This window comes from Buchnera aphidicola (Pemphigus immunis) (assembly GCF_964059115.1).
Classification (GTDB): Bacteria; Pseudomonadota; Gammaproteobacteria; order Enterobacterales; family Enterobacteriaceae; genus Buchnera_C; species Buchnera_C aphidicola_C.
In genome coordinates this window covers 70,607-96,685 of the sequence record NZ_OZ060408.1, presented here as the reverse complement: position 1 = coordinate 96,685, position 26,079 = coordinate 70,607, and the positions used below count along the sequence as shown (strand labels likewise).

Here is a 26,079-nt window from a genome sequence, read left to right as displayed (position 1 = left end):
TGATATATTTCATATAGATAAAAAATAAATTCAAATATATTTTTTAAAAAATTAAATCTTTTATAATATTCTCGTACATTTTAGTTAATAACTGTAAATCAACAACTTTGGTATATTCATTAACTTTATGAATAGTCTTATTAATTAAACCTAATTCTACTACTTGTGCTCCCATAATCGAAAAAAAACGACCATCAGAAGTACCACCTGTTGTCAATACTTTTGGAATAATACCACCAACATGTTTAACTACTTTTTTAACTGTATTTAATAAATTACCTGATCGAGTAAGAAAAGGTTTAGCGGAAATGTTCCAATTAATAGTATATTTCAATAAATGCTTAGACAATAATTCATTAACAATATCTTTAATATTATCAGAAGTAATATCATTCCCAAATCGAAAATTAAATTGTATGAAAATTTCTCCAGGAATAATATTATTTCCTCCTTTTCCTGATCTAATATCAGTTAATTGCATACTAGTAGATGGAAAATTTATATTTCCAATACTCCACTCAGTAGATATTAAAGATGAAAGAAAAGGAACAATAAAATGTATTGGATTTTTAGCAAACTGAGGATATGCAACATGTCCTTGAATTCCATAAATGGTAAGATTTGCTGTCATAGATCCTCGACGGCCATTTTTAATAACATCTCCCAATATATTAGAACTAGACGGTTCTCCTACTAAACAATAATCAATTTTTTCATTCCGTAAATTTAACTTTTCTAAAACTTTTTTAGTACCATTGACCGCACTTGATTCTTCATCTGAAGTAATTAAAAAAGATAGTCTTCCATTATGTTTAGGAACAGATGCAATACACCTCTCTACAGCCACTACCATAGCTGCCAAAGCACCTTTCATATCAGCAGAGCCTCTACCAAATAACATTCCGTCTTTCACAACAGATTCAAATGGCAAACTATTCCAATGACAAATTTTACCTGGATGTACAACATCAGTATGTCCTAATAAAGTTAATGTTTTCCCTTTACCCCTAGTAGCCCATAAATTACAAGTATCCTTAAAATTCATTATTTCTACTGTAAAACCTATACTAGAAAGACGTTTAGCAATAATGTTTTGACATCCTAAATCAAGAGGACTAATAGACGGAATATTAATAAGTTCCTTTGCTAAATTAATAATTGGACAAAACATAAGATATCCTTTAAAATTAAATCAGAATATATAAAAATATTAATTTTAATAAAAATTAAAACACAATAAAAAAAATATTATTAAAAATTTAACTATATAAAAAAATAAAATAACATATAATTTTTTACTACTTTAATTATTTAAATTAAATCTAATTCAATATATTGGATAAAAATTATCCAAATATATTGAAAAAACATCAAAAGATAAAAAATAAAATATAAAAACTAAAAAAATAACTTTATTTTTTTTACTATATTTTCCACACTAAAACCAAATTTATTAAATAATTGTTCAGCAGGAGCAGAATCACCAAATGTATCCATTCCAATAATTAAACCTTTTAAACCAACATATTTATACCAAAAATCTTTCATACTAGCTTCAATAGCAACCCGTTGAGAAACAACAGAAGGAAGAACATTTTCACGATAAAATAAATCTTGTTGATCAAATACATCCGTCGAAGGCATTGATACCACTCTGATCTTATAACCAATAGAATCTAATATTTTAGCAACATCTAATGCAATTTTTAATTCAGAACCAGTAGATATAATAATTAAATCAGGAAAAGTAACATTTTCATAAAAAATATATCCACCTCGCTCTATATTATTTATTTGCAATTTAGTTCTAGAAAACTGAAATAAATTTTGACGTGATAAAATTAAAGCTGTTGGTCCATTTTTCCTTTCTACAGCGTATTTCCATGCAATAACTGTTTCTATTTGATCACTAGGTCTCCAAACGCTCATATTAGGTGTGAAACGTAAACTCGCTAGTTGTTCTATCGGTTGATGTGTTGGACCATCTTCCCCTAAACCAATGGAATCATGAGTATATATGAGAATTTGTTGAGTTTTCATTAATGCTGCCATACGAACTGCATTTCGCGCATACTCAACAAATATTAAAAAAGTAGCACTATATGGTATAAAACCTCCATGATGTGCAATACCATTAGAAATTGCAGTCATCCCAAATTCCCTTACACCATAATGAATATAATTTCCAGATAAATGATTTTTAATTGACAAAGAACCCGACCACATAGTCAAATTACTAGGAGCAAGATCAGCAGATCCTCCTATTAATTCGGGTAATAAATTACCTAAAATTTCCAATATATTTTGAGAAGCTTTTCTGGTCGCTATATTTTCAGGATATTCCTTTAATTTTTCTAAAAATGTATTAATTTTTTCATTCCAATCATTTGGCAAATCTCTTTTCATGCGACGAATATATTCTTCTGCCAAATCAGGATAATGAATCTTGTACTCATTAAATTTTTTATTCCATATTTCTTCTCTAGATTTCCCAATATCTGTAGCATTCCATTTTTCATAAATTTCATCAGGTATCTGAAAGGGTTCATAGCTCCACTTTAATACTTTTCTTGTTAAAAATATTTCTTTCTCACCTAACGGAGCACCATGTGATTCCTCTGTTCCTGATTTATTAGGAGAACCAAAACCAATTATTGTATTACAAATAATAATAGATGGACGATCTATAACACTTTTAGATTCTATAATGGCATTCCTGATTTCTTCAGGAGCATGACCATCTACATTATTGACAACATGCCAATGATAAGATTTAAAACGCAAAGCAGTATCATCGTTGCACCAATCATTTATTTCACCATCTATAGATATTCCATTTTTATCATAAAAAACAATTAATTTTCCTAATCCTAAAGTCCCAGCCAAGGAACATACTTCATGAGATATACCTTCCATCATACATCCATCGCCCATAAAAACCCATGTATAATGATCAACAATATTATAATAAGAACGATTAAAATAAGATGCCAAAGTACGTTCAGCTATTGCCATACCTACTGCTGATGCTAAACCTTGACCTAATGGTCCAGTGGTAATTTCTATCCCAGGAGTAGATCCAATCTCAGGATGTCCAGGTGTTTTAGAATTCATCTGTCTAAAATTTTTTAAATCTTCAATAGATACATCATATCCTGTCAAATGTAAAAGACTATATAACAACATAGATCCATGACCATTAGACAAAACAAAACGATCTCTATCATACCATAAAGGATTTGTAGGATTATGCTTTAAAAAATTTCTCCATAAAACTGCAGCGATATCAGCCATACCCATCGGTGTTCCAGGATGCCCTGAATTAGCTTTTTGAATTGCATCCATACTTAACACCCTAATTGCATTTGCTAAATCTCTTTCTGAATACATAATTATCCTTATAAAAATTAATAAATAATAATATTTTTTCTAAAATAATTTTCAGTTTAATAATTTAATACTAAAAATATATACATACATTAAAATTTATCTGCTACCATTTTTTCTAGTTTAATTTGATCATATCCAAACTGACGAATACCTTCAGATAATTTTTCAACAGCCATAATATCTTGATTATGTAACCAACGAAAATCTGATTCTGTCACCTTTATACTAGTAGGATTAAATTTATTTTTAATATCAAATAATTTACGTTCTACTATATCAGTACTGGATTGTAATTTTGATAACAAAATAGGTGATATAGTTAAACGATCACAACCCGCTAAACCTAAAATTTGCTCTTTTATTCGAAAACTAGCACCCATTACAATTGTAGAATAACCATTTTCCTTATAATAATTATATATCCTATGTACAGACATCACACCTGGATCTTTTTCATAACTATAAGTTCTTAGAGGAGTAATTTTATTATGCCAATCATAAATTCTTCCCACAAAAGGAGAAATAAGATAAACACCTGCTTCTGCACACGCTTGTGCTTGAACAAAAGAAAACAAAAGAGTTAAATTACAACGAATATTATCTTTTTCTAATTCTTCTGCAGCTTTAATTCCTTCCCAAGTAGCAGCTAATTTAATTAAAATTCTAGAACGATCAAAACCCTCTTCTTCAAACATGTTAATTAATTTATAAGCTTTTTCTATACACAATTCTTTGTTAAAAGATAAACGAGAATCCACTTCAATAGATACTTTTCCCGATATAAAATTTAAAATTTTTATACCAAGAGATACTGCAATTTTATCAGTAGCATTAACTATCTTATTTTTATAATCACCTCCTATTTTTTTTGCATAATGGATTGATTCATCAATTAATTTCTGATAATGTTTTAAAAACATTGCTTGTAATATTAAAGTAGGGTTAGTAGTAGCATCTTCAGGAATAAATTTAGCAATAAATTCTATATCACCACTATCTACCACCACTGTAGTCATTTTCTTTAACGCTTCTAATTGATTCATTCCCATACTCCTAATAAATTATTATAATAATTTTAATAAAATTATTTTATGAAAATTAAAAATAAAAATATATAAAATATAAATATAAAAAATAAAATTTATATACCAATAAAAAATTAATTTTAAAAATTTCTATAAACTAAAAGATAAAATATATCTTCTTACTATATTGCAATAAATATTTCTACATATATAAAATACATTATTTATTGTAATTACAATCCTATTAAAAATTTAATTTATTTAAAATAATCAATTTACTCACTTAATCTAATACAAAAACTAAAAATTAATTTTTTTTATAATTAAAGAAACATTAGTACCACCAAATCCAAAATTATTAGACATCACCGTAATAATTTTTTTTAACATAGTACAAGTAACAATAGGTAAATTTTTTATAATAGGATCTAACTCAAAAATATTGATACTGGGAGCAATAAAATTATATTTCAACATTAATAAACTATAAATAATTTCTTGTACACCTGAAGCACCTAAAGCATGTCCTGTCATAGATTTAGTAGCAGAAATATACGGAATACCTTGTGTTCTAAACACCTTATAAATAGCATTTAATTCATTAATGTCTCCTAGTTTTGTAGAAGTACCATGTACATTTATATAATCGATTGGTAAAGTTACTTCCTTCAAAGCCAACTTCATACAACGTATAGCTCCATTTCCAGAAGATAAAAAAATACTATTCCCATCAGATGTAGCACCATACCCTATTATTTCTCCATATATACAAGCTCTCCTTGATAATGCATGATTTAATTCTTCAATCACTAATATGCCTGCTCCACCTGAAATAACAAAACCATCTCGATCTGCGTCAAAAACACGAGATGCCTTTGTAGGATCACTATTATATTTCGTTGATAAAACTCCCATAGCATCAAACTGAAATCCTAATTCCCAAGTTACTTCTTCAGCACCTCCTGCAAAAATAATGTCTTGTTTACCCATTTTTATTAATTCAACTGCATTTCCAATACAATGGGAAGAAGAAGAACATGCTGAACTTATAGCATAACTTATTCCATGAATTTTGAATATTGTTGACAAACAAGCTGAAACACTTGAAGTCATAGTTTTAATAATTACATATGGACTTACTGATTTTAAACCTCGAAAACCACGTATAGAATCAACACCAGAAATTTGATTTTTAGGAGAACCGCCAGCTGAACCTACTATTAAACCAACTCTCAAATTTTCCTCATATATATCTGGAGTTAAATTTGCATCCTGCAATGCTTCCTTCATAGATAAATAGGCATATAATGAAGCATCGTTCATAAAACGAAATAATTTATAAGGAATTAAACATTTTTTATCTAATTTTATGTTTCCCCATACGTTACTACGCATACCAATATTTTTCATTTCTTCAGAAAAAACAATTCCTGATAACCCATTTTTTAACGAAAACAATACTTCTTTTTTACTATTTCCAATACTAGAAATAATTCCTATTCCAGTAACTACTGCTCTTTTCAATTTTTACACCATATAAATAAAATTAATTTTATTATTCTATACTGTTATAAAAATTATAAATAAAAATAAAATACTTCAAAATTTTTATAATTTTAAATTTATTTTTCTATTAAAAATTTATCTCTTTATAACTAAATCATATCATCATTGTTTAATAATATCTTATAAATAAAATATTTTTAAAATTATATCTTTAAAAAATAACGTATTTATTTTTACACTCAGATATCCTTAATAAAAATATGTCTAAAAAAAAATAAACAATATGATATATATAAATTAAATTAACCTTCATATTAAAGAGTCTTAATGAAACCAATCAAGAATAAAATAAATCATATTTTAAAAACAGAATTAAATGGAATTTTATACATTGTCCCTACTCCAATAGGTAACTTTTCTGACATAACTCAAAGAGCATTAACAATATTGACAAATGTAGATATGATTGCTGCCGAAAATATTTATCATACACACGTATTATTGAAAAATTTTAAAATTTCTAATAAATTGATATCAATCAATCAAAAAAATGAAAAAAAACAAAGCAAAAAAATAATTGAAAAACTAATAACAGGAAAAAAAATAGCATTGGTATCCAATGCTGGTACTCCAGTAATTAATGATCCAGGTTTCATTTTGATAAAAAATTGTCACAAAAATAAAATTAAAGTAACTCCTCTACCTGGAGCATGCGCTGCTATTGCAGCACTGAGCGCTTCCGGAATAGCCTCCAATCGTTTTTGCTACGAAGGATTTCTTCCTAATAAAAAAATAGCACGTTGTAATCTGTTACAATCATTAAAAAAAGAAACAAGAACAATAATATTCTATGAATCTCCTCATCGTATACTAAACAGCATAACAGATATAGTTAATGAAATTGGATCCAATCGCAATATAGTTTTAATAAAAGAAATTAGTAAATATTGGGAATCCATTTATCATGGAACATCAAGCGAATTATTAACATGGTTACAAAAAGATAAAAAAAATTGCAAAGGAGAAATGGTAATAATTATAGAAGGATTTCAAAAATTATCGGGGAAAAAAATGTTAACTCAACAAATATGTCATACCTTAAATTTAATAAGAAAAGAAATTTCACTAAAAAAAACCATAGAATTAACAGCAAAAATATACAATATAAAAAAAAATATATTATATAATTATGCCTTAAATCACTTTAAAGAATGACATTGTTACTCAGATCGTATAATATAAGATAAAGAAGCTGACCAGACAATCGCTGCTACTATTTTATAAAATATGTAGGAGAGGAAAGTCCGGGCTCCATAGGGCAAAGATGCCAGATAATACCTGGGAAGCGAAATCTTACGACCAGTGCAACAGAAAAAAAACCGCCGAAATATGATTTTAAACATTTAGGTAAGGGTGAAATGGTGTGGTAAAAGCGCACCGCGAAACTGGTAACAGTTTCGGCTATGTAAACTCCATCTGGAGCAAAGCCAAATAGAGGTTTGTATAGTATGGCCCATACTAAAACCTGGGTAGGCTGCTGGAGCTAATAAGTGATTACTAGCCTAGATGAATGATTGTCTAATACAGAACCCGGCTTATAGGTCAGCTTCCTTATAATTTTTTTATAAAAACATATTTACTTAATATTCTAAACTTCATTTTTAATTATAAACCAGAAATTTGCATTTCAGATAATAAAATCGAACCACTTTTTATAACGCTATTTTTATTTATATCATTTCCAATTTTAATAATATTCTTAAACATTAACTCTAAATTTCCAGATATAGTAATTTCACTTACTGGATATTGAACTATTCCATTTTCAATCCAAAATCCAAATGCACCTCGAGAATAATTTCCAGTAACAATATTAACACCATCTCCCATTAATTCAGTCACTAAAAGTCCTTTTCCCATATATTTTAATAAATTAAAAAAAGTAAGATCTGAAATACCTTGAATTAATAAATTATGAATACCTCCAGAATGACCTGTACTTTCTAAATTTAACTTACGAGCAATATAAGAATCTAATAACCAACTAATTAATCTTCCTTTATCAACAATAAGATTATTTTTTGTGCGAACACCTTCATTATCAAAAGGTCTAGAACCCAAACCTTGATGTATATGAGGACAATCAACTATGCTTAAAAAACTCGGGAAAATATTTTTTCCTAATTTATTTAGTAAAAAAGTAGATTTTTTATCAACATTATAGCCATTAATAGCATTAACAAAATTATAAAAAAAACCAGGAGTTACTTCTGAAGAAAAAATTACTGGTGATTTTATGGTATTTATTTTTCTCGGAAATAAACGAGCAATACTACGACTTGCACTTTCTTGACCTATATATTTAGCAGAATCTAAATCGGTAAATTTTCTAGAAATTGTAGAAACGTAATCTCTTTGCATACATTCTTTCTCTTTTGCTACGCTACAACACGACAAAGAATGTATACTAGAACTATACCCTTGCAATAATCCAACACTATTTCCACATACAATCGTTGAAAAATGACTATTAAAAATCACACCCTCTGTATTAAAAATACGTTTGTCAAATGCAAAAGCTTCATTTTCAGCAGAAATAGCTAAATTGGCAGCTGTGTTAATATCATGTATAACAGGATGTAATAAATCAAGATCTACAATGTTATCTATAGCTAAAGTATGTAAAACTGGTAATCCAGAATAAAAATCTTCTGAAGTAAAATTAGTAATTATAGAGGCTGCTTCTAAGGTTTTTTTTATTGAAAATAAACTAAAATCTGTAGAAGAAGCAGATCCTTTCCTATTATTTTTATATACTGTAATACACAATATCCCGTCATTATTAAATTCAATATACTCTGAAATACCTTTTCTAACAGAAACACTAATGCCTTTTGTTTGTTTAACTGTTACTTCAATTGCATCTATATTTACTTTTGCTTTTTCTAAACATATATTTACTACATCTTTTAATACTACTTCTTGTAAAAGAATATCTCGTAACGTATACATTCTAAATCCTTGTTAAAAATATTAAAAAATAATATTTAATACATAAAATTAATAAAATTTTATATTGATATTATACAACACAGTTGTCATATTTTAAAATTAATATAATCACATAAACATATTTATATTTTTTAATAAAAAATTATTACTTAATTATAAATAATTAATGTTAGTTGAATTATTTAATAATCAAAATCCAACACTTTACTAATATATCGATTAATATTATAATCCATAAAATAAAAAACTATCAATGATCACTTTTTTATAAAAATATATTATTATTAATAATTTTATTATCAAATTAACCACCAGTAAATCATTGGAAATAATTATATGTCTTTAAATAAAATTCAATCAGGAAATTTACCTCCTCTTGATATCAATGTAATAATAGAAATTCCATCTCATACCCATCCAGTCAAATACGAAATGGAAAAAAAATTAGGAGTATTATTGGTTGATAGATTCATATTAACACCTATGTTCTATCCATGTAATTATGGTTATATTAATAATACATTATCTGAAGATGGTGATCCATTAGATGTATTAGTATATACACCTTACCCATTACAATCCGGTTCAGTGATACGATCTCGACCTCTTGGTATGTTAAAAATGAAAGATGAATCTGGAGAAGATTCAAAAATTATAGCTGTACCCCATTCTAAAATTTATCCAGAATATGATTCTTTGAAAAATATCGATGATTTACCAAAATTATTACGTGATCAAATTATTAATTTCTTTGAAAACTATAAAAAAATAGAAAAAGAGAAATGGATAAAAATTATTGGTTGGAAAGATATCGAATCCGCTAAAAAAGAAATTATGTTTAGTATAGAAAAATATAAAAATTATGAATTTAAAGAATAATATTCTAAAAATGTTTCTTCAAGAAAAATAAACGTCTATATATTCTCTTAAATAATAAAAATAAAATAAAATATATTTTTTTAAAAATTTTTTTAATATGAAATTTTCATTTTTCATAAAAAATTTCAAATATTTGTTATCTTAAAAATAAAACATTATGGAGATTAATATGTCACGTATTTGCCAAATTACAGGGAAAAAATCCATAGTCGGTAATCGCAGATCACATGCAATGAATGCAACTAAAAGAAAATTTTTACCTAATTTACATTTTCATCGATTTTGGGTACCTGAAGAAAATAGATTTATAATTTTACGAGTATCTGCAAAAGGAATGCGATTAATCGATAAAAAAGGAATACACATTTTTTTAAAAAAAAAACATAAAAATAAAAAATAGAGGTAATATATGGCCAAAAATACTAGAGAAAAAATAAAATTAGTATCTTCTTCTGGATCAGGTCATTTTTATACTACTACTAAAAATAAAAGAAAAAAACCAGAAAAATTAGAATTAAAAAAATACGATCCTAAAATTCGAAAAAGAGTCTTATATAAAGAACAAAAAATAAAATAATAAATATAATTATTTTTACAAGATAAGAACAAGACTCTAATTATATTTCTAATTAAGGTCTGTTCTTTTAATAGCAATTAAAAAATAATTTCTATTAATTAAAATTTAAATAAATTTCATTATTAAAATAACCTTTTTTCCTTTAAAAAATATTCATACTTTATGATGATGTAAAATTTTTTAAAAAAGATAAAAAAGAAAATATTAAAAATTGAGATATATCTTTTATATGAGGAACAATAATAAATATCAATAAATTTAAAAAAAATATTCCAATTAATAAAGTTATAGGAAATCCTATTGAAAAAATAGATAATTGAGCCAATACACGGTTTAAAATACCCATAACCATATTTAATATTAAATTAACAATTATTATAGGCAAACTCAACATCATTCCATTTTTAAAAATAATACTATAAAATTGAACTATATCTAAAAACACCATAGATTTTAAAAATAATTTATCTACTGGAATCACATAAAAAGTATGAATCAATATTAATATTATCCAAATATGAATATTCCAAGATATCAACAATAATGAAATAAATATATAAAAAAATCGAGATATAATCGATGTATTAATATGACTGTTTACATCAAAAATAGTAGAGAAAGATAATCCAATTTGAATGCCAATAATATCACCTGCAATCTGTCCTACAGACAAAATAAACTGCACCATCATTCCTAAAACGATACCTATTAATATCTGTTCTATCAAAATTAATATATGAATAAAAGATAATGAAACTATTTCTAATTTTGGTAAAAATGGAATAAGTAAAAAAGTAATTATTACTGATAACAAAATTTTTACTCTATAGCTAAAAAAATTATTCTCAAAAATAGGAATCGTAGAAATACATGCCAAAATACGACAAAATGGAAAAATAAAATTAATAAAAAATAAAAAAAAATGAGGTTTATTAAAAATAATCATTATCGAATAATCAGAGGTATATTATAAAATATAGTTTTAATGTAATCTGACATAATACCTAACATCCACGGTCCTAATATTATTATTGTAATTAAGATAGAAATTAATTTCGGAATAAATGACAACGTTTGTTCATTTACTTGAGTAACTGCCTGTAATAAACTAATAATTAATCCTGTAAATAATACCGATAACAATAACGGAGCTGAAATTATTAAACCTATTTTTGTTGCTTCATAGAATAATGTCATTACATATTCAATAGTCATAAAAATCACCATTATTATTATAAATAATATTTTTATATATATTAAAATAACATTATATAATTGTATTTTAATTCATAAAAAACTCTGTGTTAAAGAACTAATTAGTAATGACCAACCATCTACCAAAACAAACAACATTAATTTAAAAGGTAAAGAAATTGTTGAAGGAGGTACCATCATCATTCCCAACGCCATTAAAACGCTAGCAACAACTAAATCTATAATTAAGAAAGGAATCAAAATAGTAAAACCAATTTGAAAAGCTGTTTTTAATTCACTAGTAATAAATGACGGTAATACAATACGCATTGGTATTTCATCTTCACTAACAAAACTTGAAATATTCGCTAATTTTGCAAATAACTTAAGATCAGTTTCACGAGTTTGATGCAGCATAAATTTTTTCAGAGGAGGTATTCCTTTTTCAATCGCTACTTCCATAGTAATCTTATTTTCACTAAATGGTAAATAAGATTCTTGATATATTTTTTCAAAAACAGGAGACATAATAAAAAAAGTTAAAAATAAAGCTAATCCTATTAAAATCTGATTTGAAGGAGCATAAGGTGTACCTAATCCATTTCTTAATAGACCAAAAACAATAATAATTCTGGTAAAACTAGTCATCATTAAAAGCATAGCAGGAATAAATGTTAAAAAAGTCAATAATACTAGTACTTGTATTGAAAAAACCCAATTTTTTCCTCCATCGGATAAATTATCATTAATACCATCTGATATATTTGCATATGCCATAGGAGAGAAAAAAAATAAAAATAAAATAAAAATTATACGATAAAAAATTACGTTTTTAAAAATCAATTTAAAAAAATTTTCTGAATTTAATGTAATTAGCATAGCTTCTGATTTTTTTTTTCTGAAATTACTGGTTTAAAATATGTTAAAGTATGTAAATAAGTAATTTTATTTTTCGTTACACCTAACACCAACCTTTTATCTTGAATATCTACTACTACAATACTTTCATTCGATCCAATAGGTATCTTAGATACAATCTTAATAAATGAATTCATTTTATGTGATTTCATTAAAAATAATTTTTTAATCATCCAACTAAGTAAAATTATTAATACAATTACCTGAAATAACGTTAAACTAACCTGAGATAATGTCTGTTCTATTAAACCATTAGAAAGTATCGGAGATACTTGTCGTATAATATTATTTTCCATTAATTATAAACTCTAAAATTTTACGTTTTTGAAGTATTTAAAATACTGATAATACGTATCCCATACTTATCTTCTACTACTACTATTTCTCCTTTAGCTATTAAAGATTCATTTACAAAAATATCTAAAGATTCACCTATTAACTTATCTAATACAAGCACTGATCCTGTTGATATATTAAGTAAATCCTTTATTTTTATTTTAGCTTGACCTAATTGCACAGAAAGATTAACTGATACATCAATAATATGCTGTATATCTTTTAATAATACCGAATTATCTTTAGTATTTAATATCAAATTTTCATCTTTTTTTTCTTTTTCGTTACTTACAAAACCATTCTCAACATCTTTGAAATCTGTATTTTCTCCATTATTTTTCTTAAATAATTTATTTTCTGGTGATTCCTTTATAGTATTCATTATACTCTGTACCTTATTACAATTTTGATTTAATATCAAATCCTATCAAATCTTTAACACATAAGGCATGTCTTCCATTTACAATCTTATATTTACCTAATAAAATAGGAAGATTGTTGACATAAACAATACCAAATTCAGGATTCTGAATCGGTATTATATCTCCTAATTGTAAATTTAAAATGTTTGATAAAGAAATAATACTATCTTTTAATTGCACTGTTAACGTTAATTTTAAATTATGTACATTATTCAGCATAGTTTTTTTATCTATATCTGTATGACCTTTTGTTTTTTTTACAATATCTTTGTATAAAAAACATTTTTTTATTTTTAATAAAGGAACTAATACTTCAAAAAAACCCTTAAAATTACCAATTATAATATGAAATGTAGTAACAAAACATGTATTTTTTTTTAAATGAAACGTGTTTTCTCCATTAGAAATCACTTTATATTTAGACAAACTCATTTGAATTGGGAAAAATTTTTTAATAGATTCTTCATATGCTTTTATCGCTATTTTAGTAATATTTTTTATTATTTTACACTCTATATCAGTAATATTTTTACTATTATCATTTATATTTTCTCTCGATATATTTCCTCCAAACAAATTTTCAAATATCATCGATAAAAAATCAAAATAAAAAATCATATAAGCAAAATCTTTACATTCTTTAATATCAATCCTATTTAAAACCATTGTTTTTTTTGTATATTCAGTATTAATTTTATACATTTCAACGTTACATGCATATAATTTTATATCAATTTTATTAATATTTAGATAACTAGCTAAATCTAAAGAAAATTGATTTATAAAAAAATTGTTTATTCTTTTCAGTAAATTAATATCATTTTGTACGACATGATAATTATTTTTTATATTATATGTTCTTATATGATTTTTTTTTGATTGTACAACATGTTTTTTATTATCTTTTCTGTTATGATAATCATTAATTATGTGTTTCATATTATTTATAACGTCAATTTTTATTACCATCCTTTGTTTATTAAACGATTTATTTTAAAAAATCAAAATTTTCTTATTAAGAATTTTAAAAATGATAAAATATTTTTTAAATAAATTTTAAGCATAAATATCAATTTTATTAGAAGCAAAAAAAATATTTTGAAAATTGTCTCTATTGTATAAAAAAACAGAATTTATTTTTTCATTTTCTTTTTTTAAAATAGATGCCTTAACTAAATTATTAAAATTTTGTTTCTTATTTTTATAATTTTTACATTGAGAACAATTTTTATTATTAATAGTAATTTCTGATAACTTAATACTATTTTTTCTAAAAATGTCTTTTAAAAAAGAAATTGATGATTTTAAAAAAGTACATATTTTATCATTTTTAGAAAAAATAAAAAATTTAGCAATTTTATCTCTACAATTCATTTTTAACTTAAAAACAAGTAAACCTAAATATTCTTGATTTAATTTAAAATCTACAACATACTCTGTATTATGAATTTTATTTAACTTTTCATAATTGATTATCTTCTTCCAAATCTTATTCATATAGGAAAAATTTAATTTTACATAAGAAAAAAAACTTAAATTATTTTTTTTACCAATCAAAGAAAAATTATTTTTATTAGTAAAATCCATAAAATTATTTTTATTAAAAATTTTAAAAGAAAATTTCTTATTTGTCTTTTTCTTTACAAAAAAAATATTTTCTTCAGAAAAATAAGGAATTTCATTATATTTTTTTTCTAATAAAAATATATTATCTGTAGATTCCTTAAAATTTTTAACTATAGCGTTTTTTGAAGATACACATTTTTTAAAATTATTTAAATTAAAATTTAAGCAAAAAAATATTTTTTTCTTAACTTCCGATTCTTTTTTTAAAAAATTAATATTTGTATTAAAAGATAAAATTTTATTTAACATTTTTTTTTTATGATTAAAATAAAAAAATAAATTGTTTCTTTTTATTGATTGATTAACTTTTAATTTAATTTTATTCTTTTTTTTATTAAGTGGAATAAATAATTTTTTTTTGCAATAATTATTGTAAAAATTTCTATCTTTTATTTTAAAATTAGAAAAAATATTATCATTTAACAAAGATGAAGATGTGTGAACAATAATTCTTTTATCTAATTGAAAAAAAAATAAAAAATCAAATAAAAATATATCGGAATCTTGATATTTTTTTATTTGATTTTCATTTATATTTTTCCGTAATAAAAAAATATTTTTATATCGATATTGAATAGGATTTAATATCCTATTTAATATCGATGAGTTAACATTAATAAAACTTGACATATGTTTAAAACAATTAAATATATGTAACATTTATAGTTTTATACCTCTATTTTTTAAAAATTTTAATTTATAAAGTTCATCTATATTTATTTCTTCTAATTCTGTTGTTTTTTTTAATTCTTTTAAAATTATTTTAAGATCTAAAGATTCCCATCCCTTCAATTTACTATTTACATGGCACCAATGAGAAAAATATTTTTTTAAATCATTATTATAATCTACAATTGTTTTATTTTGCTCTTCTATACCTATTTCCAACATTTTAATAAATTTAATATAATTTTTCCATGTTACTCCAGTTATACCAACTTTAACATAATTATTTAACTGATTATTATAATCATATTGATATTTTTTTAATACATCATATTGTTCAATAGATTTTTTTTTTTAAAATAATGCTTTTTAACATAATCGCTATATGTTCTATTTTTTTTTTTCCAATATTTTTAAAATAGCAATCATAGATCTTTTTTTTATCATATATATTCCTAAAAATAAGATATTAATTATCGATATTACCTAACAATTCTTTTAAAGATTGACAAGAATTAATATAATCATAAGATTCTTTAATATCTTGTTTTAAAAAAACTTCCAATTTAGACCAAATTTTAACGGCCTGATCGAGTATCAGATTATTTCCTGAAACATAAGCACCAACATTAATTAATTCTTGATTACGTTGATAAACAGAAACTAATCTTTTAAAATAACAAACCTGTAAATAGTAAGTATTATCAACTAAATTAGGCATTAATCGACTAATCGAACTTTCTATATCAATAGCCGGATAATGTCCTGAATCCGCATAAATTTTCGATAAAACAATATGTCCATCTAAAAATGATCTTACTGACTCTGCTATAGGATCATTATCTGCATTAATTTCAGTTAACACTGTATAAAAGGCTGTAATAGAACCCAAACCATTTTTACCGTTACCTGCTCTTTCTACTAAAGAGGATAATTTAGAAAAAACAGAAGGAGGATAACCTCTAGTTGCTGGTAACTCTCCTATTGATAATGATATTTCTCGATGAGCCATTGCATAACGTGTCAATGAATCCATAATTAATAAAACATGATATCTATTATTTCTAAAATATTCAGCAATACGAGTAGCATAAATAGCTCCTTTAATTTGTAACAATGGAGAACAATCTGCAGGAACAGCAATAACTATAGAACGAGATAAACCTTTTGACCCAAGAATATTATTTATAAAATCTTTTACTTCTCGACTCCGTTCACCTATTAATGCTATGACAATAATATCAACTTTAGTATATCTGGCTATCATTCCTAATAACACACTTTTTCCTAATCCTGAACTAGAAAATAAACCTACTCTTTGTCCTCTTCCAATAGTTAATAAAGAATTAATTGATCGTACACCTGTATCTAATACATCAGTAATAGGACAACGATCTAAAGGATTTATTTTATCAAAAGTTAAAGCTAAAAAATCTTTAACTTCTAACTTATTAAATCCATCTAATGGACGTCCTAAACTATCTAATACTCTTCCTAATAATTCAAGACCAACTGGTAAAAAAGTAGTAAAATTAACCATTTTATTATTTGTTAATTTAGAAAATACGCGCGAATTTGGTTGAATCCCTATTGCTGCTTCAACAGGCATCAATAATAATTTATTTTCTTTAAAACCGATTACCTCACATTCTATTTCATTACTATCTTCGTCAAAAAAATTTTCTATAAAACATAGAGATCCAATAGGTAACTTCAAACCTGTTACTTCCAAAATAATACCATTTATACCTGTCAAATATCCATAACTAAAACCAACAGGAAGATTATCAAGTTTTTTTTCAAAAATAGTTATTCTTTTTAACCATTTTTTTAATCTTAAATTCATTAATAATGCTCATTAAAAAAAGAAAGTCGACATAATTCGCGCCAAAGAGTAGAAATAGTGACATCTAAATTACTACCTTCTGACTCTATTTTGCAACCACCTAAACGTATTTCATGATCACATAATATTCTCCAACCATGCTTATCAAAAATTTTACCAAAATTTTTTGTTATCATATCTAAATCATCTGGATGAATTATCAATTTAGGTTTGTAAAAACGAATAGATTCATTCTGAATTATTTCTTTAATTTTATTCAAAATAAAAGAAGTTTTTATTAAAGGAGTATCACCTACCATCTTTGTAACTATCTTTAAAGCCAAATGAACTAAATGAGTAGGAATAACTTTATCTAAATTGTCTAATTCTAATTCAAATTCTGAAAGAAATATATCAATTTTTTTTTGCACAATTTGTTTTTGTTTTTCAAGTTCTAACAAACTTTTGTTTATTTCAATTTTACGATCTTCTTCTTTAATGTTTTTTTTTCGATAATTTTTCTCAGATATTTTAGATTCTTTTTTATCATAAAAATTTTTTTTTAAATTAATACCAGCACGTTTGATTAAATTTATCTTCGATAATTTATCTTTATGTATAACACAAGTAGTTTTTTTTAAAAATTTTGATGAAACTAATTCTTCTGGATACCATTTTTCCCATATTTTATTTGATATTATATCTGACATTATTCTACCTTGTTTTCTTTAATGGTTATTTCCTCTTTTTCTAAAAAAGATCGCATAGTTTTAAGTATCAATTTTTGAGCATTGGTAATGTCAGATGTTAATAAAGTACTTTTTTTAGATAATTGTCCCCGTAAATAACTCGCATCTTGTTCTGACATATTTTTTATGAATTTATTTTTTAATAAATCATCGGTATGAGATAATCCTATACATATTGTGTCTAAATCTACATGATTTACTAAATCACAAATATATTTATCTTGCATATTAACTAAATTTTTAAACGAAAAAATTTCATTTAAAATTTTTTTTGTCATATCTATATTAAAATTAGATAAATCATGAATAATTGACTTTTTTTTATGATTTTTCATTAAAGTTAAAATTTTCGCCACTTTTTTTAAAGATCTCTGATTATTTATCATGTATTCGTAACGACTCAATATATCAGTAACTATGTTTACTAATTCTTTTTTCCCAGATTGATTTAAACCAGAAAATGTAGCAATACGCAGTAAAATTTGAGAACGTTTCTTTTCGTTGAATAAATCAAGAACTTCAGCTGCTTGATAATCTTTTACGTACACCAATATCGCAGTAATAATTTGAATATGCTCATTTTTTATTAAATCAAATAACTGTTTCGGATTTATATTCTTTAATTTTTCAAAAATATAATCCATATTTTTTACACTAACATTTTCTTCTAAAAAAATAGTTGCTTCTTTTTCACCTAATGTTTTCTTTAAAATTGAAAATAAATAGTCACCATAAACGTAACTAAAATAGTTATTTGGAAGAATAAAATCTACACATTCTTTTAATACTTTATTTACTTCTACAGAAGATATATTATTAATATTTACCATGCATTTCAAAATCTTACGTGATTCCAAAATTGTTAATTTTTTTAATACTTTTACAGCTGAATCAACATCTATCGACATTAATAAAATTGAACTTCTCTCAATACCGTTTAAACTCATAATTTTTTATCACTTATCCATTTTTTCACAATCATTTCTATAATGTTTTCTTCATTTCTAGATAAATTACCGATAGTTTTTTTAACATTACTTACATTCATAATATCATTATCTTCTGAAAAAGAACCCTTATCTTGTTTATTAATTTTAGATTCTACTTTTTGCTTTCTTTTATCTAAGAAATTAACATGTAAGTATTTAAGTTTATTTATTTTTCTTTTAAAAACAATAAGTTCTAACAAAATAATACCACTCAAAAATAAAATAACGAAAGGATAAGCAGTTATTAATAAATTTGATTCAGTTAACTTTTTCCATATTAAATCAAATTTAATTTCATCTTCTTTCTTATTTAAATCATGTATGTTTTTTGTATCTATTTTTTTAACTAAATCACATTTATTTATATTAAATTTGATTTTATCGGACATTTTAGAAATATCTGATTTATTCATAAACAAAGAATTAACAACATTAACAGTATCTCCTCGTTTTTTAGAATACCCGATAGCTTGACGAGTTAAATATTCAATTTTTTTCATTAAATCAATTGGTAATGGAACATATTTTCCTTGCTTATTTTTAATAAAATTAACTACTACAGCTGTTGATAACCTTTTTATCTCTCCAATATTTACTTTAGTACGAAGAATAGTGTGATCTAACTCATAGTTAACAATATCATCCCGATATTTTTTAGCGTTTTCAGGAAAATAAAATTTTTTATTTTCATTACCATGATTTTTTAAATACATATCTTGCTTTTTACCAGAATTTAATAATTTTTCTGATCTAATAGCATTAATTTTATTTTCAGATACATCAAGAGATTCATTTACAGGAGAATTTGATATTAATATATCGGAATCTTTTCCAGTATAATCTATATTGTGGGTGCTTTGATGAGATCGAATAGCTTGATTAGAACTATTAAAGTTAGGTTTATATTTTTCTTCCGTTTTTTCCTGATTATCAAAATCTATTTGTGCTGTGACTTGGGCATAAATATTTTCTGATCCTACGACAGGAGATAAAATATCTTCTATTCTTTTTTTATAACGTTTTTCCAATTCTTCACTATATCTTAACTTCATATCATTTACTTCGTTATCAACAAAATCTAGATTATTTAATAAATTACCAGATTGATCAACAATAGTAACATGATTTGGTGTCAATCCAGATACACTACTAGAAATAAAATGTAAAATAGCATTTATTTGTCTTCTGTCTAAATGTTGTCCAGATTGTAAATCTAAAATAATAGATGCTGTTGGTTCTTTTTTTTCATGTATAAATAAAGAAGATTTAGGTAACGCAATATGTACTCTAGCAGATTTTATTAAATCTAATCTTTCAATTGTTCTCGCTAATTCTCCTTCTAAAGCTCTTTGATAATTAATTTGTTCATTAAACTGACTCATTCCAAATTTTTCTTTATCTAATATCTCAAATCCGATTCCAGATCCTTTAGGTAACCCATGTTCAGATAAATAAAAACGAATTTCTTGTACTTTATCATGAGGGACTGACAATAAACCTGAATTTTCATTAAATATATAAGGAATATTCATAGTCACTAATTGAGAAATAACTGCTCCTCTATCTCTGTTAGATAATCGATTATATAATACACTATATTTTTCAGATTTAACCCACACAGAGGTCACATAAAAAAAAATTACTATTAATATTATTAAAATTATTAATATTTTAGAAGTTATACTTAATTTATAAAAAAAATAATTAAATATTCCTTTTTCTTTTGATTTATCATTTGTATTAACGTTTTTTTCAAAATTCATAAAAATTTCCTGTCTGATAGTTCATCTAAACTAACAGTAATCAAAATAAATCAAAAATATTTAATATGATTATTTAAAATAATTTTATTATTAATGATTTCTTGTTATTATTTTTATTTTATATAATAAAATTTGATGAACAAAAAATCTATAGTTTTAATATATTTTATTATCAAAGTAAAATTATGCTATTATATTGGCAACAATATTATTTCTAATATGTAGAGGTATAATGTCTATTCATAACATTAATAACATTAAAAAAATAAATTTTAATATATTAACTTCTGTAGAAAAAAAAAATAAATTATTATCTAATGATTTTTCATATTTAATTAAAAATATATTAAATAAAATAGATTTAATTCAAAAAAATGCAAAAGAAAGCTCCAAAAATTTAATGTTAGAAAAAAAAGGAGTATCTTTAAGTGATGTAATGATAGACTTACAAAAATCTACTATTTCTATGCATTTAGCTGTTCAAATTAGAAACAAATTAGTATCTGGTTACCAAGAAATTATGAATATGCAAGTCTAAATTTACTACATAGTGCTGGGGAAATTCCAGCACATATTTTTTATATTTAAAAAAAATAAGTATAAAAACAAAAATATAAAAAATTATAGTGATGGAGTCAAGCGGAGTCGAACCGCCATCCTTTTGCATGCCATGCAAATACTCTCCCAATTGAGCTATGACCCCAAAAATATAATTTATTTATTAAATAAATATATTATTCATTAATAAACAAAGTATAACTTTAAAATAATTAAAATGATATCAATTAAATACCAAACTTTTAACTAATTTCATTATTTAATTTTCATTTATATAATTGATAGCTTTGCCTATACGCGATAACAAACGATCTTTACCTATAAAATACATTGTAATATCAATACTTGGAGAAATTTCTGAACCAGTAATTGCAAAACGAATCGGCATAGCAACTGCAGATAAAGTAATATTCAATTTTATAGATAATAATTTTACTAATTGTAATAAATTACATACACTCCAAATTGAAAGATCTGCAATCATTTTTCTAATTTCTTGTAATATAGTTATATTATTATTATTTAAATATTTTTTTGTTACCTCATTACTTAAATACTCAAATTCTTGATAAAAAAATCGAGATAATTGTACCATGTCTCTTAAAGTATTACATCTACGAGCTGTTATTTTAATTATTTCAGTTAAAACAGGACCTTTTGAAATGTCTATATTTTCTGTTTGAAAATAATGTTCTAAACATTTTCCTATATAATCTACAGATAAATTATTAATATAATAATGGTTAAGCCATAGCAATTTTTTTATATTAAAACAACTTGATGATTTACTTAATCCCTTTAAATTAAATAATTTTTTCATTTCATCTAAACTAAAAACTTCTTGATTCCCATAAGACCAACCTAATCTCAATATATAATTCAAAATAGCGTCAGGTAAATATCCTTTCTGATAATATTCCATCACATCAATAACATTATTTCTTTTAGACATTTTTCTCCCGCTATTTTCAGTAATCATCGATACATGAGCATAAATAGGAATATCTGCACCCAATGATTTTAATATATTAATCTGGCGAGGAGTGTTGTTAATGTGATCTTCTCCTCTGATAACATGAGTAATTTTCATATCTCTGTCATCTATGACAACACAAAAATTATATGTAGGAATCCCATTACTACGTAAAATAATTAAATCATCCAACTCTTTATTTTCAAAAACAATTTTCCCTCTTATTTCGTCATAAAAAATTACTTTTCCTGTTTCAGGATTACGAAATCTTACTACATAAGGTACACTACCATAAAAATTGCCTTTAATATCACGACATTTACCATCATATCGCGGTTTTTCTCCTTTTAAAATTTGATTTTTTCTTAACTTTTCTAATCTAGATGTAGAACAATAACATTTGTAAGCTTTTCCCGAGAGAATCATAGAATCAATAATATCTATGTAATGTTGTAATCTTTGAGTTTGAAAATACGGTCCTTCATCCCATGTTAATCCTAACCACTTTAATCCCTTTAAAATTTTTTTTATAGATAATTTTGTAGAACGTTCACAATCAGTATCTTCAAAACGTAAAACAAAAATACCTTTATTACGTTTAGCAAATAACCATGAATATAAAGCTGTACGTATACTACCTATATGTAAATTTCCTGTAGGACTTGGAGCAAAACGAGTCTTAATTATCATCTGTTACCTCTAAAAATTATTTTTACATTTCAGAAACAATCTTACACTTATCTATTGGATATTATTAAAATAATTTAATATTCTCTTACAATAAGACTAAAGTTTAGATCAAAAAAAAATCATTATGATTAAAAATAAAACAAATAGATATTTTATTAAAAAAAAAGATTGACTGCTTCTGATTGATCTTTAAAATAGGAGTTACAAATATAAAAATAATTCTTCAGGGTGATTAACTCAGTTGGTAGAGTTCCTCCTTTACACGGAGGCAGTCGGCGGTTCGAGTCCGTCATCACCCACCAGTTTGAGGGTCGTTAGCTCAGTTGGTAGAGCAGTTGACTTTTAATCAATTGGTCGCAGGTTCAAATCCTGCACGACCCAAATTAAAATATTAATATTTAAAAATAAATTTTATTTATACACTTTAAACTAAAATTAATGCAATAAAAAATCGATATTATAAATCTCTTCTATTTTTAGATTTTTAGCTCGCATTAACTTTAAACCAGGATTTTTACCTACAATTATTAAATTTACTTTTTTAGAAATAGAATTTACTACTTGACCACCTAAATATTCTATTTTTTTAATTAATTGTCTTCTAGAAATTTCATTAAAAAATCCAGTAATAACAATAATTTTATTATATAAAAAAATATTTTTGTTTACTATGTTAAATCTACGATCAGTAACATCAGGATAAATATTTAATTCTTTTTCTAAATCACGTAAAAATTTTATTTTATTTTTATTATGAAAAAAATTAAAAATATTTTCAGAAACTGTAGGTCCTAATCCTTTTATTTTAAATAAATCTGATTTATTAACATAGATTAATTTTTTTAAATTTTTAAAATAATTAGAAAGTAAAATAGCCGTTGTTAAACCTATTCCACAAATTCCAAAAGCATAAATAACTTTACTCAACACTACAGATCGTGATTTATTTAATGATTGTAAAATATTTTTAGCTAATTTTATACCTACACGATCTAATTTTATTAATTCATTCATTTTTAATTTAAAGAAATCTACAGGATTTTTAACATAATTATTATCTACTAACATATCAATTAATTTACATCCTAATCCTTGTACATTTAACGCTTTTTTTGAAAAAAAATGATAAAATGCTTTTTTACGTTGTCCATCACAATTAAATCCTCCACTACAATAAAAATGACCATCTTTCTTCTTTTGTATTATTTTATACATGCATATTGGACAATTTTTAGGAAAAATAATATTATTTCTTTTCGAATTAGTATTTAATTTTACTACATTTATAATTTTTGGTATAACGTCTCCAGATCGACATATTGTCACATCGTCACCTATAGATAATCCTATCTTATCTATTTGATTTTTGCTGTGCAATGAAACATTAGATATTATGACTCCAGATATTTCAACAGGTTTCACACGAGCAACAGGAGTAATAATACCCGTTCTTCCTGTTTGAAAATCTACACGTAAAACCTTTGTAATTTTTTCAAAAGATTTGAATTTAATAGCAATAGCCCAAATAGGAAATCTATTAGAAATACCCAATATTTTCTGAAATTTAATACTATTTATCTTTATAACAATACCATCTATATTAAAATCTAATAAGGAACGTTTTTTTTCTATTTTATGATAAAATAAGCTTACTTCTTTCACATTACTACATAATACAGTGTGATTATCAATAAGTAATCCCCATTTTTTTAAAATTTGTAATTTATCAAAATGGTTACTAACCCCATCTTTACCTTTAATCACATTGTATCCATATGCATAAAACATTAATTTCCTTTTAATTATTGTACTAGATCTATTATGACGCAGTGATCCAGCTGCTACATTTCTCGGATTAGAAAAAAGTTTTTCTTTCTTAATTCCAGATTCTTGATTAAACGATAAAAAATCACTATTTTTAATAAATACTTCACCTCTAATTTCCATTAAATATGGAATATTATCACCTCTTAAAACTAACGGAATCGTATTCATTCTTATAGCATTATTAGTTACGTCTTCTCCAAATTTTCCATCTCCACGCGTAACTGCTTTGAATAATTTCCCCTCTTTATATATTAAATTTAATGCTAAGCCGTCTATTTTAAGTTCACAACATATTTCTATTGAATCTTTAATATTTAAAATATTTTTAGTTTTTTTTTCAAATTTTAAATAATCACTTATATTAAAAGTATTATCTAAAGATAACATAGGCGTTAAATGAAAAAATGACCTACAACCACTTTGAATAGCGGATCCTATTTTTTGCATAGGAGAATGAGTATTAATTAATAGATTATATTTTTCCTCTAATATTTGTAATTCCCGTATTAAACTATCATATTTTTCATCTGAAATAACAGGAGCATACAATGTATGATATAAATAATTATGGTACAAAATTTTTTGTCTTAATTTAAAAACTTTATTTTTATAAAATTCCATAAAACACCATTTTATATAAAAATATTAAAAATAAAACTTATAAAAAATAAAAAACTACATATGTAATATATTTAATAAAATATTAAAATTTGATAGTTACGAAAAATAATTATATTTTATTTTTAATACATTTTTAATTAATAAAAATTGATTCTATCAATAATATTATTTATTAATAATATCATTTTTATTATTTAATAATTTATTAAATAATAATTTAATATGGACTATATTATTACTTCAATAAATATAATTAACTAATAAAAATTATTTGTTTTAACATTAAACTATACTTAAATTATAAAATAGTTTATATTTTTATTGTTTATTTAAAATAATAAAAAATAATTGTTTATTTTATATGTTAATTTGAAATTAAATTAAAAGAATAAAAACGTAATTTTTAATAAATTTTATTCTTTAATAATTAAAACTATAGAATAAAAAATTCATTATTTTTTATTCTATAGTTTTAATTATTAAAGAATAAAATTTATTTAATTAAAACCATTCTTATAAAATTTTAAAAATAG

The 26,079-nt window shown here is 24.0% G+C and carries 24 protein-coding genes, 3 tRNA genes and 1 other RNA gene; 8 read left to right on the top strand and 20 right to left on the bottom strand.

What is annotated here, in order from left to right:
- Positions 1-43 precede the first annotated feature (43 nt).
- The 4 genes from dapE to AB4W77_RS00420 all read right to left on the bottom strand — a co-directional run bounded on the left by dapE (position 44) and on the right by AB4W77_RS00420 (position 5,939).
- Entirely contained in the window at positions 44-1,171 is a 1,128-nt protein-coding gene (gene dapE, locus AB4W77_RS00435) for a succinyl-diaminopimelate desuccinylase (protein WP_367681517.1), read from the bottom strand.
- 227 nt (positions 1,172-1,398) lie between these two features.
- Complete coding sequence (tkt, locus tag AB4W77_RS00430; RefSeq protein WP_367681516.1) at positions 1,399-3,390, bottom strand: transketolase; 1,992 nt, start codon at positions 3,388-3,390, stop codon at positions 1,399-1,401.
- An 89-nt stretch (positions 3,391-3,479) separates the two neighbouring features.
- A complete protein-coding gene (gene tal / locus AB4W77_RS00425) occupies positions 3,480-4,433 on the bottom strand; it encodes a transaldolase (protein WP_367681515.1) in 954 nt (317 codons plus the stop codon).
- Positions 4,434-4,715: 282 nt separating this feature from the next.
- On the bottom strand, positions 4,716-5,939 hold the full coding sequence (locus AB4W77_RS00420) for a beta-ketoacyl synthase N-terminal-like domain-containing protein (RefSeq protein ID WP_367681514.1): 1,224 nt from the start codon (positions 5,937-5,939) through the stop codon (positions 4,716-4,718).
- 309 nt (positions 5,940-6,248) lie between these two features.
- Between AB4W77_RS00420 and rsmI the strand changes: the two genes are divergently transcribed.
- On the top strand, positions 6,249-7,136 hold the full coding sequence (gene rsmI / locus AB4W77_RS00415; protein WP_367681513.1) for a 16S rRNA (cytidine(1402)-2'-O)-methyltransferase: 888 nt from the start codon (positions 6,249-6,251) through the stop codon (positions 7,134-7,136).
- Between the two features lie 33 nt (positions 7,137-7,169).
- An RNA gene (rnpB, locus tag AB4W77_RS00410) (RNase P RNA component class A) lies at positions 7,170-7,535 on the top strand.
- A gap of 51 nt (positions 7,536-7,586) precedes the next feature.
- Here the strand turns inward: rnpB and pmbA are convergent.
- The gene (pmbA, locus tag AB4W77_RS00405; protein WP_367681512.1) at positions 7,587-8,933 is read right to left on the bottom strand and encodes a metalloprotease PmbA; all 1,347 of its coding nucleotides are present in this window, start codon (positions 8,931-8,933) and stop codon (positions 7,587-7,589) included.
- Between the two features lie 336 nt (positions 8,934-9,269).
- Between pmbA and ppa the strand changes: the two genes are divergently transcribed.
- The 3 genes from ppa to rpmG all read left to right on the top strand — a co-directional run bounded on the left by ppa (position 9,270) and on the right by rpmG (position 10,389).
- Entirely contained in the window at positions 9,270-9,812 is a 543-nt protein-coding gene (gene ppa, locus AB4W77_RS00400; RefSeq protein ID WP_367681511.1) for an inorganic diphosphatase, read from the top strand.
- 169 nt (positions 9,813-9,981) lie between these two features.
- On the top strand, positions 9,982-10,212 hold the full coding sequence (rpmB, locus tag AB4W77_RS00395) for a 50S ribosomal protein L28 (protein ID WP_367681510.1): 231 nt from the start codon (positions 9,982-9,984) through the stop codon (positions 10,210-10,212).
- Positions 10,213-10,221: 9 nt separating this feature from the next.
- Positions 10,222-10,389, top strand: a complete 168-nt coding sequence (gene rpmG / locus AB4W77_RS00390; RefSeq protein WP_265197208.1) for a 50S ribosomal protein L33 — start codon at positions 10,222-10,224, stop codon at positions 10,387-10,389.
- Positions 10,390-10,549: 160 nt separating this feature from the next.
- Here the strand turns inward: rpmG and fliR are convergent, their stop codons facing one another.
- The 12 genes from fliR to fliF form a co-directional block, all read right to left on the bottom strand.
- Positions 10,550-11,335: a flagellar biosynthetic protein FliR gene (fliR, locus tag AB4W77_RS00385; RefSeq protein WP_367681509.1), complete on the bottom strand. Its 786-nt coding sequence runs from the start codon at positions 11,333-11,335 to the stop codon at positions 10,550-10,552.
- The gene (gene fliQ / locus AB4W77_RS00380; protein ID WP_367681508.1) at positions 11,335-11,604 is read right to left on the bottom strand and encodes a flagellar biosynthesis protein FliQ; all 270 of its coding nucleotides are present in this window, start codon (positions 11,602-11,604) and stop codon (positions 11,335-11,337) included. The genes fliR and fliQ overlap by 1 nt, the downstream gene beginning before the upstream one ends.
- Positions 11,605-11,676: 72 nt before the next feature.
- A complete protein-coding gene (gene fliP, locus AB4W77_RS00375; protein WP_367681507.1) occupies positions 11,677-12,360 on the bottom strand; it encodes a flagellar type III secretion system pore protein FliP in 684 nt (227 codons plus the stop codon).
- 95 nt (positions 12,361-12,455) lie between these two features.
- Positions 12,456-12,797 (bottom strand): flagellar biosynthetic protein FliO, encoded by a 342-nt coding sequence (gene fliO, locus AB4W77_RS00370; protein WP_367681506.1) that lies wholly within the window; start codon positions 12,795-12,797, stop codon positions 12,456-12,458.
- 20 nt (positions 12,798-12,817) lie between these two features.
- Positions 12,818-13,219 carry a flagellar motor switch protein FliN gene (fliN, locus tag AB4W77_RS00365; protein ID WP_367681505.1) on the bottom strand — a complete coding sequence of 134 codons (402 nt, stop codon included), beginning with the start codon at positions 13,217-13,219 and terminating at the stop codon, positions 12,818-12,820.
- 16 nt (positions 13,220-13,235) lie between these two features.
- A complete protein-coding gene (locus AB4W77_RS00360) occupies positions 13,236-14,198 on the bottom strand; it encodes a FliM/FliN family flagellar motor switch protein (protein WP_367681504.1) in 963 nt (320 codons plus the stop codon).
- A gap of 117 nt (positions 14,199-14,315) precedes the next feature.
- Positions 14,316-15,545 carry a hypothetical protein gene (locus tag AB4W77_RS00355; protein WP_367681503.1) on the bottom strand — a complete coding sequence of 410 codons (1,230 nt, stop codon included), beginning with the start codon at positions 15,543-15,545 and terminating at the stop codon, positions 14,316-14,318.
- Entirely contained in the window at positions 15,546-15,893 is a 348-nt protein-coding gene (locus AB4W77_RS00350) for a flagellar FliJ family protein (RefSeq protein WP_367681699.1), read from the bottom strand.
- A 127-nt stretch (positions 15,894-16,020) separates the two neighbouring features.
- Positions 16,021-17,397: a FliI/YscN family ATPase gene (locus AB4W77_RS00345; RefSeq protein ID WP_367681502.1), complete on the bottom strand. Its 1,377-nt coding sequence runs from the start codon at positions 17,395-17,397 to the stop codon at positions 16,021-16,023.
- Complete coding sequence (locus AB4W77_RS00340; protein ID WP_367681501.1) at positions 17,397-18,086, bottom strand: FliH/SctL family protein; 690 nt, start codon at positions 18,084-18,086, stop codon at positions 17,397-17,399. Before AB4W77_RS00340 ends, AB4W77_RS00345 begins: the two co-directional genes overlap by 1 nt.
- Positions 18,086-19,072, bottom strand: a complete 987-nt coding sequence (locus AB4W77_RS00335; RefSeq protein WP_367681500.1) for a FliG C-terminal domain-containing protein — start codon at positions 19,070-19,072, stop codon at positions 18,086-18,088. The genes AB4W77_RS00340 and AB4W77_RS00335 overlap by 1 nt, the downstream gene beginning before the upstream one ends.
- A complete protein-coding gene (fliF, locus tag AB4W77_RS00330; RefSeq protein WP_367681499.1) occupies positions 19,069-20,877 on the bottom strand; it encodes a flagellar basal-body MS-ring/collar protein FliF in 1,809 nt (602 codons plus the stop codon). The genes AB4W77_RS00335 and fliF overlap by 4 nt, the downstream gene beginning before the upstream one ends.
- A 232-nt stretch (positions 20,878-21,109) precedes the next feature.
- On the opposite strand from fliF, the gene fliE reads away from it, so the two are divergent.
- Positions 21,110-21,415, top strand: coding sequence for a flagellar hook-basal body complex protein FliE (gene fliE, locus AB4W77_RS00325; protein ID WP_367681498.1), 306 nt, complete (start codon positions 21,110-21,112; stop codon positions 21,413-21,415).
- A gap of 92 nt (positions 21,416-21,507) precedes the next feature.
- On the opposite strand, the gene AB4W77_RS00320 is transcribed toward fliE, so the two are convergent.
- Positions 21,508-21,580 (bottom strand) — tRNA-Ala (locus tag AB4W77_RS00320).
- A 114-nt stretch (positions 21,581-21,694) separates the two neighbouring features.
- Complete coding sequence (gene gltX, locus AB4W77_RS00315; protein ID WP_367681497.1) at positions 21,695-23,098, bottom strand: glutamate--tRNA ligase; 1,404 nt, start codon at positions 23,096-23,098, stop codon at positions 21,695-21,697.
- Positions 23,099-23,324: 226 nt separating this feature from the next.
- Here gltX and AB4W77_RS00310 point away from each other — a divergent pair.
- Together AB4W77_RS00310 and AB4W77_RS00305 are read left to right on the top strand one after the other, a co-directional pair.
- Positions 23,325-23,400 (top strand) — tRNA-Val (locus tag AB4W77_RS00310).
- A 6-nt stretch (positions 23,401-23,406) separates the two neighbouring features.
- A tRNA-Lys gene (locus tag AB4W77_RS00305) sits at positions 23,407-23,479 on the top strand.
- A gap of 54 nt (positions 23,480-23,533) precedes the next feature.
- Here the strand turns inward: AB4W77_RS00305 and ligA are convergent.
- Entirely contained in the window at positions 23,534-25,546 is a 2,013-nt protein-coding gene (ligA, locus tag AB4W77_RS00300) for an NAD-dependent DNA ligase LigA (protein WP_367681496.1), read from the bottom strand.
- Positions 25,547-26,079 lie beyond the last annotated feature (533 nt).